General features: G+C 64.4%; 14 protein-coding genes. 9 read left to right on the forward strand and 5 right to left on the reverse strand.

Annotation, left to right across the window (positions count from 1 at the left end):
* The 4 genes from AC0L23_RS35385 to AC0L23_RS35400 all read right to left on the reverse strand — a co-directional run.
* A partial coding sequence (locus AC0L23_RS35385; RefSeq protein WP_473358085.1) for an acetate--CoA ligase family protein occupies window positions 1–2,196 on the reverse strand: 2,196 nt, incomplete at its 3' end.
* A gap of 79 nt (window positions 2,197–2,275) precedes the next feature.
* A complete protein-coding gene (locus AC0L23_RS35390) occupies window positions 2,276–3,028 on the reverse strand; it encodes a VOC family protein (RefSeq protein ID WP_026232430.1) in 753 nt (250 codons plus the stop codon).
* A 2-nt stretch (window positions 3,029–3,030) separates the two neighbouring features.
* Window positions 3,031–3,822, reverse strand: coding sequence for an enoyl-CoA hydratase (locus tag AC0L23_RS35395; protein ID WP_085351625.1), 792 nt, complete (start codon window positions 3,820–3,822; stop codon window positions 3,031–3,033).
* 134 nt (window positions 3,823–3,956) lie between these two features.
* Window positions 3,957–5,162, reverse strand: coding sequence for an ABC transporter substrate-binding protein (locus tag AC0L23_RS35400; protein WP_018452962.1), 1,206 nt, complete (start codon window positions 5,160–5,162; stop codon window positions 3,957–3,959).
* Between the two features lie 254 nt (window positions 5,163–5,416).
* Here AC0L23_RS35400 and AC0L23_RS35405 point away from each other — a divergent pair, with 254 nt between their 5' ends.
* Together AC0L23_RS35405 and AC0L23_RS35410 are read left to right on the forward strand one after the other, a co-directional pair.
* Window positions 5,417–6,256 carry a thermonuclease family protein gene (locus AC0L23_RS35405; protein WP_018452961.1) on the forward strand — a complete coding sequence of 280 codons (840 nt, stop codon included), beginning with the start codon at window positions 5,417–5,419 and terminating at the stop codon, window positions 6,254–6,256.
* Window positions 6,257–6,390: 134 nt separating this feature from the next.
* On the forward strand, window positions 6,391–7,782 hold the full coding sequence (locus AC0L23_RS35410; RefSeq protein WP_018452960.1) for a M48 family metalloprotease: 1,392 nt from the start codon (window positions 6,391–6,393) through the stop codon (window positions 7,780–7,782).
* Between the two features lie 198 nt (window positions 7,783–7,980).
* Here the strand turns inward: AC0L23_RS35410 and AC0L23_RS35415 are convergent, their stop codons facing one another.
* A complete protein-coding gene (locus AC0L23_RS35415) occupies window positions 7,981–9,306 on the reverse strand; it encodes an MFS transporter (protein ID WP_007604615.1) in 1,326 nt (441 codons plus the stop codon).
* Window positions 9,307–9,487: 181 nt separating this feature from the next.
* Between AC0L23_RS35415 and cyoA the strand changes: the two genes are divergently transcribed.
* From cyoA to AC0L23_RS35450, 7 genes are read left to right on the forward strand one after another with little or no spacing between them, the layout of a single operon-like run.
* Complete coding sequence (gene cyoA / locus AC0L23_RS35420) at window positions 9,488–10,648, forward strand: ubiquinol oxidase subunit II (RefSeq protein ID WP_026232429.1); 1,161 nt, start codon at window positions 9,488–9,490, stop codon at window positions 10,646–10,648.
* Between the two features lie 11 nt (window positions 10,649–10,659).
* Window positions 10,660–12,657 carry a cytochrome o ubiquinol oxidase subunit I gene (cyoB, locus tag AC0L23_RS35425; RefSeq protein ID WP_018452957.1) on the forward strand — a complete coding sequence of 666 codons (1,998 nt, stop codon included), beginning with the start codon at window positions 10,660–10,662 and terminating at the stop codon, window positions 12,655–12,657.
* Window positions 12,658–13,287, forward strand: a complete 630-nt coding sequence (gene cyoC, locus AC0L23_RS35430; RefSeq protein ID WP_085358837.1) for a cytochrome o ubiquinol oxidase subunit III — start codon at window positions 12,658–12,660, stop codon at window positions 13,285–13,287. It abuts the gene before it with no gap.
* Window positions 13,284–13,670 (forward strand): cytochrome o ubiquinol oxidase subunit IV, encoded by a 387-nt coding sequence (gene cyoD / locus AC0L23_RS35435; RefSeq protein ID WP_018452955.1) that lies wholly within the window; start codon window positions 13,284–13,286, stop codon window positions 13,668–13,670. Before cyoC ends, cyoD begins: the two co-directional genes overlap by 4 nt.
* A complete protein-coding gene (locus AC0L23_RS35440) occupies window positions 13,667–14,527 on the forward strand; it encodes an SURF1 family protein (RefSeq protein WP_473358086.1) in 861 nt (286 codons plus the stop codon). Before cyoD ends, AC0L23_RS35440 begins: the two co-directional genes overlap by 4 nt.
* Complete coding sequence (locus tag AC0L23_RS35445) at window positions 14,499–15,878, forward strand: ATP-binding protein (RefSeq protein ID WP_018452953.1); 1,380 nt, start codon at window positions 14,499–14,501, stop codon at window positions 15,876–15,878. The genes AC0L23_RS35440 and AC0L23_RS35445 overlap by 29 nt, the downstream gene beginning before the upstream one ends.
* A complete protein-coding gene (locus AC0L23_RS35450) occupies window positions 15,868–16,401 on the forward strand; it encodes a response regulator transcription factor (RefSeq protein WP_018452952.1) in 534 nt (177 codons plus the stop codon). Before AC0L23_RS35445 ends, AC0L23_RS35450 begins: the two co-directional genes overlap by 11 nt.
* Window positions 16,402–16,405: the final 4 nt, after the last annotated feature.

Genomic DNA, 16,405 nt, shown 5'->3' on the forward strand with positions numbered 1-16,405 from the left:
CCACAAGCGCAAGAGAATGGCTTGCGGAGACAACCCCTCATCCGGCGCTTCGCGCCACCTTCTCCCACAAGGGGAGAGGGATGATCTCCGCCCCACCACCAGCGCGTCCACGATCGTCACGCCCTGCCCTTCCGCGTGCACCAGCACCGGGTTGAGCTCGATCTCCGCGATCTCCTCTGCATGTTGCGCGGCAAGCACGGAAATGTCCGCGATCAACTGCGACACCGCCGCAACATCCGCCATCGCCGCCCCGCGAAATCCCGTCAGCAGCGGCGCGGCTTTCAAGCGCGCCAGCATCGTGCCGGCTTCTTCTGCGCTGACCGGCGCCGGGCGGTAGACGACGTCGCGGAACAATTCGGTCGTGATGCCGCCAAGGCCCACCATCACCATCGGCCCGAACGTCGCGTCTGTCATGGTGCCGATGATGATCTCGACACCCTGCTTCGCCATCGGGCAGACCAGCACGCCCTGAATGGCCGCCTCAGGCCTGTGCTGGCGCACATTGTTGAGCAGCGCCTCGAACGCCAGAAACGCTTCGCCCTTTGTGGTGATATTGACGCGCACGCCGCCGACCTCGCTCTTGTGCGCGATGTCCGGCGACTGGATCTTCAGCACCAGCGGAAAGCCGACGCGGGCGACGGCATCATCGAGCTCGCCCTTGTCCTTCACCAGCACTTCATCCGGCAGCGCGATGCCGGCGGCGCGGAGCAATGTCTTGCTGTCGGCTTCCGAGAGCGCAGGCGATTTCAGCTGTGCTGAGATGTCTCGCGCGGGGACTTGCGCCCCGTCCGCGGGCTTCCGCAGCTCGAAGGTGGCATAATCGACGAGCTGCCGCATCGCGACGCCGACATAAGTGAGGCCGGAGAGCACCACGACGCCGGATTTGGCAAGCTCGCGCCGCGCGAAATCGGACGGTACCGTGTAGGAATAGAACACCACCGGCTTGTGCTGCGCGGCCAGCACCGGCGTCAGCTCGGCTTCCTTGAAGGGCTTCCGGACGTCGCTCGACAGCGACAGCACGATCAGGATTGCGTCGATCTCGTCCGACGCGGTGAGCACATCGACGCTCTTTTGCAAGCCGCCCGAGGTCACGCCCTGCGCCGTGACGTCGATCGGGTTGCGCGCGGTGCCGTAGGACGGCATCAGCGCGCTGATCTCCGCCTGGACTTTTTCGGAGAGCTCCGGCACCTGCAAGCCTTGCAGCGCCACGGCATCGGCGCCCCAGATGCCGGCGCCGCCGGAGACGGTGACCACGGCGACGCGATCGCCTTTCGGCAACGGATTGGTCGCAAGCACAGCTGCGATCGTCAGCGCCTCGTCGAGATCGTTGGAGACGATGAAGCCATATTTGGCGAACACCGCGTCGTAGGCCGCCGACCATCCGGCCATGCTCGCGGTGTGCGAGGCGGCCGCGCGCATCCCGGCGCCGGAGCGGCCGACCTTCGTGACGATGACAGGCTTTTTCAGTTCGGCGGCGCGCCGCGCTGCCGCGAGAAACTTGTCGACGTCGCGAATGCCTTCGATGAACAGCAGGATCACGTCCGTTGAAGCGTCCTGCACCATGTAATCCAGAAACTCGCCGGCCCCGAGATCGGATTCGTTGCCGGCACTGACGACATAGCTCACGGCAATGCCGAGCGCACTGGCGCGGTGATAATACGCAAAGCCGATGCCGCCGCTCTGCGCCACGATGCCGATCCGCTTCGTCGTGGCGACCAGCGGCACCACGCTCGGCTTGACGTCCACGGCGGGACTGAACGTCGCCGCCACGCGCTGCTTCTGGCTGAAAAAGCCTTCGGCATTCGGACCGGAAATCCGCATGCCGGTGCGCCTCGCCAGCGCCGCGATCGCGTCCTGCATCGCCGCGCTCTCCCCGCCCTCCTCGGCGAAGCCGGAGGAGATGATAACAGCGTTCTTCACGCCGGCGGCGGCGCATTGTTCGAGCGCGGCGAGCACCGCGCGGGCGGGGATGAGGATGATTGCGAGATCGACCGGCGCGCCGATGTCGGTGATCGATTTGTAGCAAATGAGGCCGTCGATCTCGGCGTAGTTCGGGTTCACCGGATAGATTTTTCCGGGATACTCGTTCTTGCGCAACATCGACAGCAGGCGCCCCGGAATCTTCTCGTGATCGCGCGAAGCACCGATCAGCGCGATGCTGGCGGGTGCAAAGAAGCTGTCGAGCGGATGCGGCATGTGCAGATTCCAATTGTCGGTCTGGCGCTACCCCCGTCATGGCCGGGCCTGACGACACAACGAGAACTAGCGCAAGTGGTCAAGCAGCGAGCCGAAATGTCACGCCGCTCAGCAGAAACTCATTGCCCGCCACCGCGAGCCCCTTGGCCTTGGCGGCATGCAGCACCTGGGCCACATCTGTCACCTGAAACTCCAGCGCGCTCATGATTTCGCTGGCGCCCTTCACGAACCGGAAGGTCGCGTTGGTCAGCTTCAGTTCGACATCGCCACTCGGCGCCACGCCGATGAGCTTGCCCCAATGCTCGGCCAGCCCTTGCGGGTCCGGGCTCTGTATTTCCACGCTCGTCAACGCCTGCGTCACGTCCTTGCGGATGAATTTATGCCAGTCTGGCCCCGCTGGCGGATAAGGCCCCAAAATGTCGTCGCTGCCTTCGGTGTGGTTGAACTCGATGAAGGCGGCGCGACAGTCGCGGGGATGGAGCTGCACGCCGTGATAGGGCGCGTGGTCGATCACGTTGGCGGTGCGCACGCCCAGAGCGTTGGCGTTACGGCCGCGCTCGTCGGGATCGTTGCAGCAGAAGATCGCCATGTAGCCGCCGCGGCCGCCGCTCTTCTCGATGAAGCGGCCGGCCGTGGTGCCCTCCTTGAACGGCGCGACCACCTCCAGCAGGATCGTGTCGACCGGCAGCAGCGCGTTCTCCAGGCCGTATTTCGCGACGTTGCCGTCGCGGTAGCAGACAGCGAGGCCCATGATGTCAGCGATATCCGCGATCACGGGCGCGAGCTGCGGCGCGACCAGGCAGATCTGCCGCAACCGCATATAGGGCGCCATCGTCATGCGCCCTTGAAGGTCGGCTTGCGCTTCTCGACGAACGCCTTTGCGGCCTCCTTGTGATCCTCGGTATCGCTGCAGCGGGTGTGATGGATCGCCTCGCCGTCGAAGCAATCCTCCAGCGCGAGATGCTCGGCATTGTTGATGTTGCGCTTGATGAAGCCAAGCGCGATCGACGGGCCCTGCGCCAGCGACAGTGCGAGCTCGTGCGCGGCCGTATCGATCTCGGCGTCGGGAACAACCTTGGTCACCATGCCGATCGCATGTGCTTCCTTCGCGGTCAGCACCGGCGAGGTCAGATAGAGCTCGCGCGCCCGCGCACTGCCGAGCAGCTGGGTGAGGAAATAGGTGCCGCCGTAATCGCCGGAGAAGCCGACTTTTGCGAAGGCGGTGGTGATCTTGCAGGATTCGGAAGCGACGCGGAGGTCACACGACAGCGCCATCGACAGACCCGCGCCGGCGGCAGCTCCATCGAGCTGTGCCACCACGGGCTTTGGCATCTGGTGCAGGATACGCGACACTTCCATGCCGCGGCGCAGGTTCGCCATTTTCACTTCGAACGGCAGCGGCGCCCGGCCCTCCGCCATCGACTTGACGTCGCCGCCGACGCAGAAGGAGCCGCCCGCGCCCTTGAACAAGACCGCGCGCACCTCCGGATCATCCGCCGCGCGCCGTGCCGCCACGACCAGCCCGGCCACCATGTCCGGGTTGAGCGCGTTCTTGCGCTCGGGCCGGTTCATGGTGATGGTGAGCAGCCCGCCTTCGAGCTTCTGCAGGACCATGTCGTTGCTCATGGGACGTCTCCCTTGTTGTTGTTTGCTTCGGTCTATCGACGCTCGTCATTGCGAGCGAAGCGAAGCAATCCAGAGATGTTTCCGCGGAGACAGTCTGGATTGCTTCGTCGCTTCGTTCCTCGCAATGACGGTGTTTATTTCTTCACCAACGGGCAGCGCGACTGCTCCAGCGACTGGAACGCCTCGCTGCCGGGCACGGTGGCGAGCAGCTTGTAGTCGTCCCAGCGGCCCTTGGATTCCGACGGCTTCTTGACCTCGAACAGGTACATGTCGTGCAGCATGCGGCCGTCCTCGCGGATCTTGCCGTTCTTGGCGAAGAAGTCGTTGATCGGCGTCTCCTTCATCACTTTCATCACCGTCGCAGCGTCGGTCGTGCCGGCTGCCTTCACCGCTTTCAGATAGTGAGTCACGGACGAATAGACACCAGCTTGCGCCGAGGTCGGCGGCCGCTTCATACGCTCCTGGAAGCGCTTCGAGAACGCGCGGGTGTCATCGTTGAGATCCCAGTAGAAGGCTTCCGCCAGCAACAGGCCCTGCGCGGTCTCGAGTCCGATGGAGTCGATATCGGTCACGAAGGCGAGCAGCGGCGAGACCTTCTGGCCGCCCTTGGTGATGCCGAACTCGGCCGCCTGCTTGATGGCGTTGACGGTGTCGCCGCCGGCATTCGCAAGCCCGATCACCTTGGCTTTCGAGGCTTGGGCCTGGAGCAGGAACGACGAGAAATCCGACGTGTTGAGCGGATGGCGCACGCTGCCGAGCACCTTGCCGCCGGTCTTGGTCACGACGGCGCTGGTGTCCTTTTCCAGATCCTGGCCGAAGGCGTAGTCGGCGGTGAGGAAGTACCAAGTGTCGAGGCCCGACTTCACGGCCGCAAGGCCGGTCACATTGGCCTGACCGTAGGTGTCGAACACGTAGTGAATGGTATAGGGACCGCAGGCCTCGTTGGTGAGGCGGATCGAGCCCGGGCCGTTGAACATGATGATCTTGTTGCGCGCTTTCGCGATCTCGCCGGCGGCGAGCGCGGTCGCGGAGGCCGCGACGTCATAGATCATTTCGACGCCCTGATTGTCGAGCATGTCGCGGGCGATATTGGCGGAGAGATCGGCCTTGTTCTGATGGTCGGCAGCCAGCACCTGGATCTTGCGGCCGAGCACCTCACCGCCAAAGTCCTCCACGGCCATCTTGGCCGCGGTCTCGCTGCCGGGGCCGGTGATGTCGGCATAAAGGCTCGACATGTCGAGGATGCCGCCGATCTTCAGTGGCGGCTTGTCCTGGGCCTGCACGGCGCTCGCGCTCAGCGCCAACGCAGCGGCAAAAATGCCCGACAAAACATGCTTCATCGAAAAGACCTCCCTTATCGCGCCGTACTCTGATGGCGGCTTGGTTATTGCTGTTACCGCAATCATGCCGCATGCGCGACAGCGCAGCAAGCGCACGGGACGATGCAGATGAACGATCAACACGCGCTTTCCGCAAAGCGGAATGACGAGATGCGGAAGAGTGCCTCCGCCGTCATTGCGAGCGCAGCGAAGCAATCCAGGATCTTTCCTCGGAGGGACTCTGGATTGCTTCCCTGCGCTCGCAATGACGGAGTATGAACAAACAGTCTTCGCGCCCCACCGCGCTTGAGTTATGGTTGGAGCGCAACGCAACCTTTCCGGGCAACGTGACGCGACTGCTTCATCTCATCGTCGCATGTCTTCTGGTCGCGGCTCGCGGTGCGTCCGCCACGCCGTGCCAGTTCGAGTCCCAGGGCGAAGGCCGCGTCACCGCGATCGATGCGCGCAGTCTGCGTCTCGATGACGGCCGGGAAATCCGCTTGACCGGCATCGAGCCGACCGCAACCACGAAGCAGGCGCTGACGACGCTGCTCGTCGGTCGCGACGTTATTTTGCGCAGCGCCGACGACACGCCCGACCGCTATGGCCGCCAGGGCGCGCTGGTCTTTGTCGGCGAGAGCGACATCTCCGTGCAGGCGACGCTCCTCGCCGAGGGCGACGCCATCGTCTCCGCCGAGATCGCCGATAAGGACTGCGCGGCCGCCCTGATGGCGGCGGAGGCCGAGGCAAGGCGCCAAAAAAAGGGCAGCTGGGCTGACCTGTCGGCCATAAAAAACGCGGAAAGTCCGGACGATATTTTGGCGGGGATCGGGCGTTTTGTGGTGGTCGAGGGCAAAGTCCTGTCGGTCCGGCAAGCTGGGGCAATGACCTACCTCAACTTCGGACGAAACTGGACACGCGGCTTCGCCGTGACTATTTCAAAGCGCATGATACCCGCGTTCGAAAGCGCCGGGATCGCCCTTAAGTCTCTGGAAAATAAGCGTATTCGTGTCAGGGGCTGGGCTGAGGGGAATACGGGGCCGCGTATCGATGTACGCCTCGTGGGACAAATCGAGTTGCTGGGCGCAAACGAGCCGACAGGGGTAAGGCCCTAAAAAGGGCCAGGCACGGGTTAAGCGACGTGAATGGGGTGCTAGGACGGCACGGACGAGGTGAACGCCGCCGCCTGCGGGCAGCGCCGGCTGCGCTATGCCTCGTGCTGGGTTCAGCCCTCGCCGGTTGCGGCGATATGGGCCGGTTCCAGACCGCGGCGGCGCCCCCGACCGTCGCAATGCCCAAGCCGAAGCCGGCCGTCGCGCAGACCCCCGCCACCGAAAAGGAGCACGAGCGCATCCTGGCGAGCTACGGCGGCACATATGACGACCCCAGGCTCGAATCGCTCGTCACCAAGACCGTCGACCGCCTGGTCGCAGCGTCCGACCGCCCCGATCAGGGTTACAGGGTCACGATCCTCAATTCCGGCGCGGTGAACGCCTTCGCGCTGCCGAACGGCCAGCTCTATGTCACGCGCGGTCTTCTTGCGCTGGCGAGCGATACGTCGGAATTGTCTTCCGTGCTCAGCCACGAGATGGCGCATGTGCTGTCCAAGCACGCCGCGATGCGCGAGGACCAGGCCCGCCAGGCCGCGATCGTCACCCGCGTCGTCACCGACATGAGCAACGATCCCGATCTCACCGCGCTGGCGCTCGCCAAGACCAAGCTGACCATGGCGAGCTTTTCGCGCAATCAGGAGTTCGAGGCCGACGGCGTCGGCGTCGGCATCTCCGCCAAGGCCCATTTCGATCCTTATGGTGCTGCACGCTTTCTCTCGGCGATGGAGCGCAATGCCGAGCTGAAGGTCGGCAAGACCTCGCTCGATCCGCGGGCGCAGGATTTCACCTCGTCGCATCCGGCAACGCCCGAGCGCGTGCAGAACGCGCAGACCATCGCGCGGCAATACGCAGCGCCAGAGGGCGGCGAACGCGACCGCGAGACCTATCTCGCCGCGATCGACAATCTCGTCTACGGCGAAGACCCCAGCGAAGGTTTTGTCCGTGGCCGGCGCTTCCTGCATCCGAAGCTCGGTTTCACCTTCCAGGCGCCGGACAATTTTACGCTCGACAACACCGCGCAGGCCGTGATCGGCGTGCGCGACGGCGGCTCGCAGGCGATGCGCTTCGACGTCGTGCGGGTGCCGGCCGAACAGTCGCTGGGCGATTACCTGAATTCCGGCTGGATGGAGGGCGTCGAGAAGGCCTCCACCGAGGACATCACCATCAACGGTTTTCCGGCTGCGTCCGCCACCGCCAAGGGCGACCAGTGGCAGTTCAAGGTCTATGCGCTGCGCTTCGGCAGCGACGTCTACCGCTTCATCTTCGCGGCACGGCAGAAGTCGACCGAGAGCGAGCGCAATGCGCGCGAGACCGTCGGTTCATTCCGCCGCCTGACGCTCGACGAGATCCAGGCCGCGCGCCCGCTGCGCATCAAGGTCATCACCGTACAGCCTGGCGACACCGTGGAATCGCTCTCCCACCGCATGGCCGGCGTCGACCACCCGGCCGAGCGTTTTCGCGTGCTCAACGGGCTCGATCGCAACGCGCAGGTGAAGGTGCGCGATCGTGTGAAGGTCGTGGCGGATTGACGCGCGGTGGTTCCGCAAACTCCGCTGTCGTCCCGGCGTCGGCCGGGACCCATAACCCCAGGGAGCAATTTGGCGGGCGCTGGTCGTTCGGGATTAAGAACACCCGCGTTCGATAGATCACGCGGTATGGGTCCCGGCCCCCGTGCGCAATTGCGCACTAGGCCGGGACGACATTCGCTTGTAGCTGCAGCTCACGCCCTAACCGCCCGCGTCCATATCGCCGGCCTCGCGCTGGCCGCTGAGCCAGAGCGCGAGCAAGGTCCAGAACGCGCCTGACAGCAGGTACGCACCCGAGGCGATGACGCCGAGATTGGTCGCCAGCAACAGAGCGACCAGCGGTGCAAAGCCTGCGCCGAACAGCCAGGCCATGTCGGAGGTCAGCGCCGAGGCCGTGTAGCGATACGCCTGCTTGAAGTTCGAGGCGATCGCACCCGAGGACTGGCCGAACGAGAGGCCGAGCAGGATGAAGCCGATCACCATGTAGATGGTCTCGCCGAACGCGCCGGCATCGAGCAGCTGCGGGGCAAAGCCGCTGTAGATCGCGATCGCGATCGCCGATCCCATCAGCAGCGACTTGCGGCCGACGCGATCGGCGATGACGCCGGAGAGCACGATCGCGCCGACGCCGAACACGGCGGCGACGATCTCGATGATCAGGAAGCGCACCGGGCTTTCGCGGGTGAACAGGAACACCCAGGACAGCGGAAACACCGTGACCATGTGGAACAGCGCGAAGCTCGCCAGCGGCGCAAACGCACCGAGCATGATGTTCTGGCCTTCGCGCGCCACGGTCTCGGAGATGCGCGAGGGTTGCAATTCGCGGGTCTCGAACAGCGAGGCATATTCTTCCGTCGTCACCATGCGCAGGCGCGCGAACAGCGCTACGACGTTGATGGCGAAGGCGACGAAGAACGGATAGCGCCAGCCCCAATCGAAGAAATCGTCGGCCGACAGATTCCCGGCGAAATAGGCGAACAGCCCGCTCGCCACGATCAGACCAAGCGGCGCACCAAGCTGCGGCACCATCGCGTACCAGCCGCGCTTTGAAGGCGGCGCGTTCAGCGCCAGCAGCGAGGCCATGCCGTCCCAGGCGCCGCCCCAGGCCAGACCCTGTGCGATGCGCGCCAGCGCCAGCAGCCAGATCGCGGCAGCGCCGATCTCGTGATAGCCGGGCAGGAACGCGATCGCGACGGTGGCGGTGCCGAGCAGGAACAGCGCCGAGATCAGCTTGGCCGTCTTGCCGTACTCGCGGTCGACCGTCATGAAAATGACGGTGCCGATCGGCCGCGCCATGAAGGCCAGCGCGAAGATCATGAAGGAATAGAGGGTGCCGGTCAGTTCGCTCGTGAACGGGAAGACCAGGCGCGGGAACACGATCACCGAGGCGATCGCGAAAACGAAGAAGTCGAAGAATTCCGAGGTGCGGCCGATGATCACGCCGATGGCGATCTCGCCGGGACTGGCCTGGTCGTGGCCGTGCTCGCCCGAGTGGTCTGCCATTGCGGGGGTCTGTGCCATCGCCATTCGCGCGCCCTTAACGTTCTGAAACCAAAGCCGACTGCCCGGCGAGGCGCCAGGCAATCGAATCCTGTCTGGCGCAACATCCCGCACTGCAACATTGGACAAATTGTCCAATGTTGGGATTGCTGCGCCGCAGCTACCCCTTGGCCCCGCAAAAGAAACTCATTCTCATAAGGCTCGGCCCGTGTCCCGTTTCAAGATCCTGGCGATGCTACCCTTGGCGGTTATGCTAAGTGGCTGCAACTACGTCGTGCTGGCGCCGGCCGGCGATATCGCGGCGCAGCAGCGCGACCTTGTCATCATCTCCACCGTCCTGATGCTCCTGATTGTCGTCCCCGTGATGGCCCTGACGGTGCTGTTCGCCTGGCGCTACCGGCAGTCCAACACCGACGCCCGCTACGAGCCGGAATGGGACCACTCGACCAGCCTCGAGCTGGTGATCTGGTCGGCGCCGCTTCTGATCATTGTTTGCCTTGGCGCGCTGACCTGGATGGGCACGCACCTGCTCGACCCCTATCGCACGCTCGGCCGCATCCATGCCGACCGCGCAGTCGACCAGTCCAAGGCCCCGCTCGAGGTCGACGTCGTCGCGCTCGACTGGAAGTGGCTCTTTATCTATCCGGATTACGGCATCGCCACCGTCAACGATCTGGCAGCTCCCGTCGATCGTCCGATCAACTTCCGCATCACCGCGTCCTCGGTGATGAACTCGTTCTACATCCCCGCGCTGGCCGGCCAGATCTACGCAATGCCGGGCATGGAGACCAAGCTCCACGCCGTCGTGAACCACGCCGGCAGCTATCGGGGCTTTTCGGCGAACTACAGCGGGGCCGGCTTCTCCGGCATGCACTTCAACTTCCAGGGTCTCGACGACAAGGGCTTTGACGCCTGGATCGCCAGCGCCAAGTCCGGCGGCGGCTCGCTCGGCCGCGCCGAATATCTCCAGCTCGAAAAGCCCAGCCAGAACGAGCCGGTGCGGCGCTACGGTACCGTGGATTCCGATCTCTACCGCCTGATCCTCAACATGTGCGTCGAGACCGGCAAGATGTGCCAGAGCGAGATGATGGCGATCGACGCCAAGGGCGGCCTCGGCCATGAGGGCCTGAACAACACCCTGCCGCTGGCCTACGACAAGTACGCCCGCCGCGGCACCGCGCTTGGGCCGGAGCCGACTTTCGTCGCCGGCACCTGCACGCCCGATGCGCCGCAGGGCAGGACCACCGCTTCCATCACGGCACCTGTCGACACCGCGCCGCTGCTCGGCGCCGGCCTGAAGCGGCCGAGTTTCACGCCGCTGAAGTCCTCGTCCTTCTTCCTCGGACAACGTCCGAAGTCAGATTCGTAAAGAGATCCCGCATGTCTCCTGATCTTCTCAAGCTCATCTTCGGCCGGCTCACCTTCGAATCGCTGCCGCTGCACGAGCCGATCGTCGTCGGCACGTTTGCCGTGGTGGCGACCGGCGGCCTCATCATGCTCGCCGGCCTGACCTATTTCCGCGTCTGGGGTTATCTCTGGAGCGAGTGGTTCACCAGCGTCGACCACAAGCGCATCGGCATCATGTACATGATCCTCGGCATCGTGATGCTGCTGCGCGGCTTCGCCGACGCGCTGATGATGCGGTTGCAGCAGGCGCTCGCCTTCGGCGGCTCGGAGGGCTATCTCAACGCCCATCACTACGACCAGGTCTTCACCGCCCACGGCGTGATCATGATCTTCTTCGTGGCGATGCCGCTGGTCACCGGCCTGATGAACTTCGTCGTGCCGCTCCAGATCGGCGCGCGCGACGTGTCGTTCCCGTTCCTGAACAATTTCAGCTTCTGGATGACGGTCGGCGGCGCGGTGCTGGTGATGGCCTCGCTGTTCATCGGCGAATTCGCCCGCACCGGCTGGCTCGCTTATCCGCCGCTGTCGAACATCGGCTACAGTCCGGATGTCGGCGTCGACTATTACATATGGGGGCTACAGGTCGCGGGCGTCGGAACGACACTGTCCGGCATCAACCTGATCTGCACCATCGTCAAGCTGCGGTGCCCCGGCATGACCATGATGCGGATGCCGGTGTTCACCTGGACCGCGCTCTGCACCAACGTGCTGATCGTCGCTTCCTTCCCGGTTCTGACCGTCGTGCTCGCGCTGCTCTCGCTCGATCGCTACGTCGGCACCAACTTCTTCACGAACGATTTCGGCGGCAGCCCGATGATGTACGTGAACCTGATCTGGATCTGGGGTCATCCCGAGGTCTACATCCTGGTTCTCCCCGCCTTCGGCATCTTCTCGGAAGTGACCTCGACCTTCTCGGGCAAGCGGCTGTTCGGCTACACCTCGATGGTCTACGCCACGGTGGTCATCACCATCCTGTCGTACCTGGTCTGGCTGCACCACTTCTTCACGATGGGGTCGGGCGCCAGCGTCAACTCCTTCTTCGGCATCACCACGATGATCATCTCGATCCCGACGGGCGCGAAGATGTTCAACTGGCTATTCACGATGTATCGCGGCCGCATCCGCTTCGAGCTGCCGATGATGTGGACGATCGCGTTCATGCTGACCTTCGTGCTCGGCGGCATGACCGGCGTGCTGCTCGCGGTGCCGCCGGCCGACTTCGTCCTGCACAACAGCCTGTTCCTGATCGCGCACTTCCACAACGTAATCATCGGCGGCGTCGTGTTCGGCGCGTTCGCCGGTATCGGCTACTGGTTCCCGAAGGCGTTCGGCTTCAAGCTCGACCCGTTCTGGGGCAAGCTGTCGTTCTGGTTCTGGGTCACGGGCTTCTACCTCGCTTTCATGCCGCTCTATGTGCTCGGACTGATGGGCGTGACCCGCCGGCTCCGTGTGTTCGACGACCCGAGCCTGCAGATCTGGTTCATCGTCGCCGGCATTGGCGCCTTCCTGGTCTTCCTTGGCATCCTCTCGATGCTGATGCAGTTCGCCGTCAGCTTCCTCAGGCGCGAGCAGCTCAAGGACGTCACCGGCGATCCCTGGGACGCGCGCACGCTGGAATGGGCGACCTCCTCGCCGCCGCCGGCCTACAACTTCGCCTTCACCCCCGTCGCTCACGACAACGACGCGTGGTGGGACATGAAGAAGCGCGGTTATCAGCGCCCGCTCACCGGGTTCAAGCCGATCCACATGCCGAGCAGCACCGGCACCGGCATCATCCTCGCCGGCTTCGCCACCGCGATGGGATTCGGCCTGATCTGGTACATCTGGTGGCTGGCGGCCGCGAGCTTCATCGCGATGCTCGCCGTCGGCATCGGTCACACCTTCAACTATCACCGCGATTTCGATATTCCGGCCGAGGACGTCATCCGGGCCGAAGACGCGCGCACCAAGCTGCTCGCCGGAGCCAAGTAAATGACTGTCGCTGTCAATCCCACGCAAACCGGCGAGCCGGTCTTCTACCTCGCCGACGAACACCCGCATCCGGAAGGCTACAGCACCTCGCTCGGCTTCTGGATCTATCTGATGAGCGACTGTCTCATCTTCGCGATCCTGTTCGCCACTTTCGGCGTGCTCGGCGGCAATTACGCCGCCGGCCCGGCGCCGAAGGATCTGTTCGAGCTGCCGCTGGTCGCGGTCAACACCTCGATGCTACTGCTGTCGTCGATCACGTATGGTTTTGCCATGCTGACGATGCAGCAGAACAAGATCGCGCAGACCCAGATCTGGCTGGCGATCACCGGCCTGTTCGGAGCCGCATTCATCGGCATCGAGCTGTCCGAGTTCGCCCACATGATCCATGAGGGCGCGACGCCGCAGCGTAGTGCTTTCCTGTCCGCCTTCTTCACCCTGGTCGGCACCCATGGCCTGCACGTCAGCTGTGGCCTGATCTGGCTGGTGACCCTGATGGTGCAGGTCTGGAAGTTCGGCCTGATCGACGCCAATCGCCGCCGCCTGATGTGCCTGTCGATGTTCTGGCACTTCCTGGACGTGGTCTGGATCGGCGTCTTCACCTTCGTCTATCTCCTGGGAGTTCTGCGATGAACACCGATACTCACGCCGCCCACGCGGACGATCATCATCACGGCGACAGCCACGCCAATGCCCACGGCTCGTTCTCGACCTATATGCTCGGCTTCGTGCTCTCGGTCGTGCTCACCGCGATCCCGTTCTGGCTGGTGATGAGCGGCGCGCTTCCGAGCAAGCAGATCACCGCGCTGGTGATCATGGCCTTCGCGGTCGTGCAGATCGTCGTGCACATGATCTACTTCCTGCACATGAACACGACGTCAGAGAACGGCTGGAGCATGATGGCGCTGATCTTCACCATCGTCATGGTGGTGATCGCCCTGTCGGGTTCGCTGTGGGTGATGAACCACCTCAACAGCAACATGATGCCGATCCACCAGATGACCGGGATGAAATGAACGAGACCCGGACCGTGACGAGCGAGGCAAACGGGACGCGCAGCAACGCAGCGCGCCCGCCCTTGTGGCTCACGATCCTCTCGCTCACGGCCATTGGACTTCTGATCGCGCTCGGCGTCTGGCAGATCGAGCGCCGCGCCTGGAAGCTGGCGCTGATCGATCGCGTCGAGCAGCGCGTTCATGCCCCGGCCCAGCCGATCCCCTCCCCGGCGGCATGGCCGACCGTCTCCGCCGCAAACGACGAATACAGACACGTCAGCGTCTCCGGCCGGTTCCTGCATGACCGCGAGACCCTGGCTCAGGCCGTCACCGAAGAAGGCCCGGGCTATTGGGTGCTGACACCGCTCAGGCGCGACGACGGCACGCTGGTCCTGGTCAACCGCGGCTTCGTGCCGTCCGACCGGCGCGATGCGTCGACGCGCTGGGACGGCAACCCGCAAGGCCAGGTCGAGATCACCGGCCTGTTGCGCGTGACGGAGCCAAAAGGCGGATTCCTCAGAAACAACGTGTCGGAGCACAATCGCTGGTACTCGCGGGATGTCGCAGCGATTGCGACGGCACGCGGCCTCGACCACGTCGCGCCCTTTTTCATCGATGCCGACGCTCGATCACAATCCGGCAGCGGCCCAATCGGCGGATTGACCGTGATCAGCTTTCCCAATAACCACCTGATCTACGCGCTGACGTGGTTTGCTCTGGCGTTCATGCTGGCCGGCAGACTTTTCGTCACATTCGGCGGCGGGCTGTTCCGCCGCAAGGAGCCCTGGAGCGGCTTCGCCCACGAAGCGGCCGGCGGCCTCGATGCTGTCGCCCGCAGGACGGGATCAGATGCTGGAACGATCGGCGAGCCCACCTGACAACGGAAGAACGCACAGCGCCGTCACGCTGCAATCGCAGGCGGACGCGCGCAGCGAGCTGATCGGCACAGCGCCAACCGACGACGAGACCAACCGCAAGAACATGGCGCTGCTGATCCAGCTGCGCTGGACCGCAGTGGTCGGCCAGATCGTGACCATCGGCGGCGTGCATGTGTGGCTCGGCATTCCCCTGCCCCTCACCCGCATGGGCGCGGTAATCGGCGCCCTGATATTTCTCAACATCTCCAGCCTGGTCTGGGTGCGCCATCGCGCCGCGATCACCAACAATGAGTTGCTGGTCGCCCTGATGCTGGACGTCGCCGCGCTGACCGCGCAGCTTTACCTCAGCGGCGGCGCCACCAATCCCTTCACCTCGCTGTTCCTGCTCCAGGTGACGCTGGGCGCGGTGCTGCTCGATGGCCGCTCGACCTGGTCGCTGGTCGCCTTGACCTGCGCGAGCTTCGTCTGGCTGACCGTCGCCTACCGACCGCTCGATCTGCCGCCGAACCCGCTGAGCGAGACCTACACCCTCACGGTTGCCGGCATGCTGCTGGGCTTCGTGCTCAACGCCGTGCTGCTGGTGGTGTTCGTCACCCGCATCAACAGGAATTTGCGCGAGCGCGACGCGCATCTGGCGGCGCTGCGCCAGCATGCCGCCGAGCAGGATCATATCGTGCGCATGGGCCTGCTCGCCTCCGGCGCGGCTCACGAGCTCGGCACGCCGCTCGCCTCGCTCTCGGTCATCCTCGGCGACTGGCGCCGCATGCCCGACCTCGCCGCCGATCAGGAGCTGGCCGAGGACCTCGAGGAGATGGAGACCTCGCTGCAACGCTGCAAGTCGATCGTGACAGGCATTCTGGTGTCGGCGGGCGAAGCCCGCGGCGAGGGATCGTCGCCGACGACGGTGGCGGCTTTCGTCACCGCGCTCGTGGAAGAGTGGCGCGACGCGCGCTCGGCGCGCACGTTGTATTTCGTCAACACTTTCGGCGAAGACGTCGCAATCGTCTCGGACGTCGCGCTGAAGCAGGTGATCTTCAACGTGCTCGACAACGCCTACGAGGTCTCGCGCGACTGGGTCGAGCTCGTTGCCGGGCGCGAGGGCGATCATCTCGTGCTGTCGATCAGCGATCGCGGCCCCGGCTTTGCGCCGGAGATGCTGGCACAGCTCGGAAAGCCCTATCAATCGAGCAAGGGCCGCGCCGGCGGCGGGCTCGGCCTGTTCCTGGTGGTGAACGTGGTGCGCAAGTTAGGGGGCAGCGTGACCGCCGAGAACCACAGGAAGCGCGGCGCTACGGTCCGCCTCACGCTGCCGCTCGCAACGCTCGCGATCGGAGGCAGCTTTGACGCCTGATCGTTCGCTCGTCGTCGTCGAGGACGATGCCGGCTTCGCCCGCACCCTGAAGCGTTCGTTCGAGCGCCGCGACTACGAGGTCGTGCTCGCCGCCTCGATCGAGGATGTGCGGAAAGTCCTGGAGGAGCGATCGTTTGGCTATGCCGTCGTCGACCTCAAGCTCGGCGGCGCCTCGGGACTGGCCTGCGTGGAGCTCTTGCACACGCACGATCCGGAGATGCTGATCGTGGTGCTGACGGGCTTTGCCAGCATCTCCACCGCCGTCGAGGCCATCAAGCTCGGCGCATGCCACTATCTGGCAAAGCCGTCGAACACCGACGACATCGAGGCCGCCTTCAACAAGGCCGCAGGCAATGCCGAGGTCGCGCTCGACGCCCGGCCGACATCGATTAAGACGCTGGAGTGGGAACGCATCCACCAGACCCTGATCGAAACCGATTTCAACATCTCGGAAGCCGCAAGGCGGCTCGGGATGCATCGGCGGACGCTGGCGCGGAAGCTCGAGAAGCGGCCGGTGAAGTGAGGAG

It is taken from the genome of Bradyrhizobium sp. MI1.4 (assembly GCF_055811315.1).

What these genes read in the sequence shown, in the direction of transcription:
- AC0L23_RS35445 (WP_018452953.1), top strand. Translation starts at nt 14,499, where the DNA reads ATGCTGGAACGATCGGCGAGCCCACCTGACAACGGAAGAACGCACAGC.
- AC0L23_RS35440 (WP_473358086.1), top strand. Translation starts at nt 13,667, where the DNA reads ATGAACGAGACCCGGACCGTGACGAGCGAGGCAAACGGGACGCGCAGC.
- AC0L23_RS35405 (WP_018452961.1), top strand. Translation starts at nt 5,417, where the DNA reads ATGAACAAACAGTCTTCGCGCCCCACCGCGCTTGAGTTATGGTTGGAG.
- AC0L23_RS35390 (WP_026232430.1), bottom strand. Translation starts at nt 3,028, where the DNA reads ATGGCGCCCTATATGCGGTTGCGGCAGATCTGCCTGGTCGCGCCGCAG.
- AC0L23_RS35410 (WP_018452960.1), top strand. Translation starts at nt 6,391, where the DNA reads ATGGGCCGGTTCCAGACCGCGGCGGCGCCCCCGACCGTCGCAATGCCC.
- AC0L23_RS35400 (WP_018452962.1), bottom strand. Translation starts at nt 5,162, where the DNA reads ATGAAGCATGTTTTGTCGGGCATTTTTGCCGCTGCGTTGGCGCTGAGC.
- AC0L23_RS35415 (WP_007604615.1), bottom strand. Translation starts at nt 9,306, where the DNA reads ATGGCGATGGCACAGACCCCCGCAATGGCAGACCACTCGGGCGAGCAC.
- cyoB (WP_018452957.1), top strand. Translation starts at nt 10,660, where the DNA reads ATGTCTCCTGATCTTCTCAAGCTCATCTTCGGCCGGCTCACCTTCGAA.
- cyoC (WP_085358837.1), top strand. Translation starts at nt 12,658, where the DNA reads ATGACTGTCGCTGTCAATCCCACGCAAACCGGCGAGCCGGTCTTCTAC.
- cyoD (WP_018452955.1), top strand. Translation starts at nt 13,284, where the DNA reads ATGAACACCGATACTCACGCCGCCCACGCGGACGATCATCATCACGGC.
- AC0L23_RS35395 (WP_085351625.1), bottom strand. Translation starts at nt 3,822, where the DNA reads ATGAGCAACGACATGGTCCTGCAGAAGCTCGAAGGCGGGCTGCTCACC.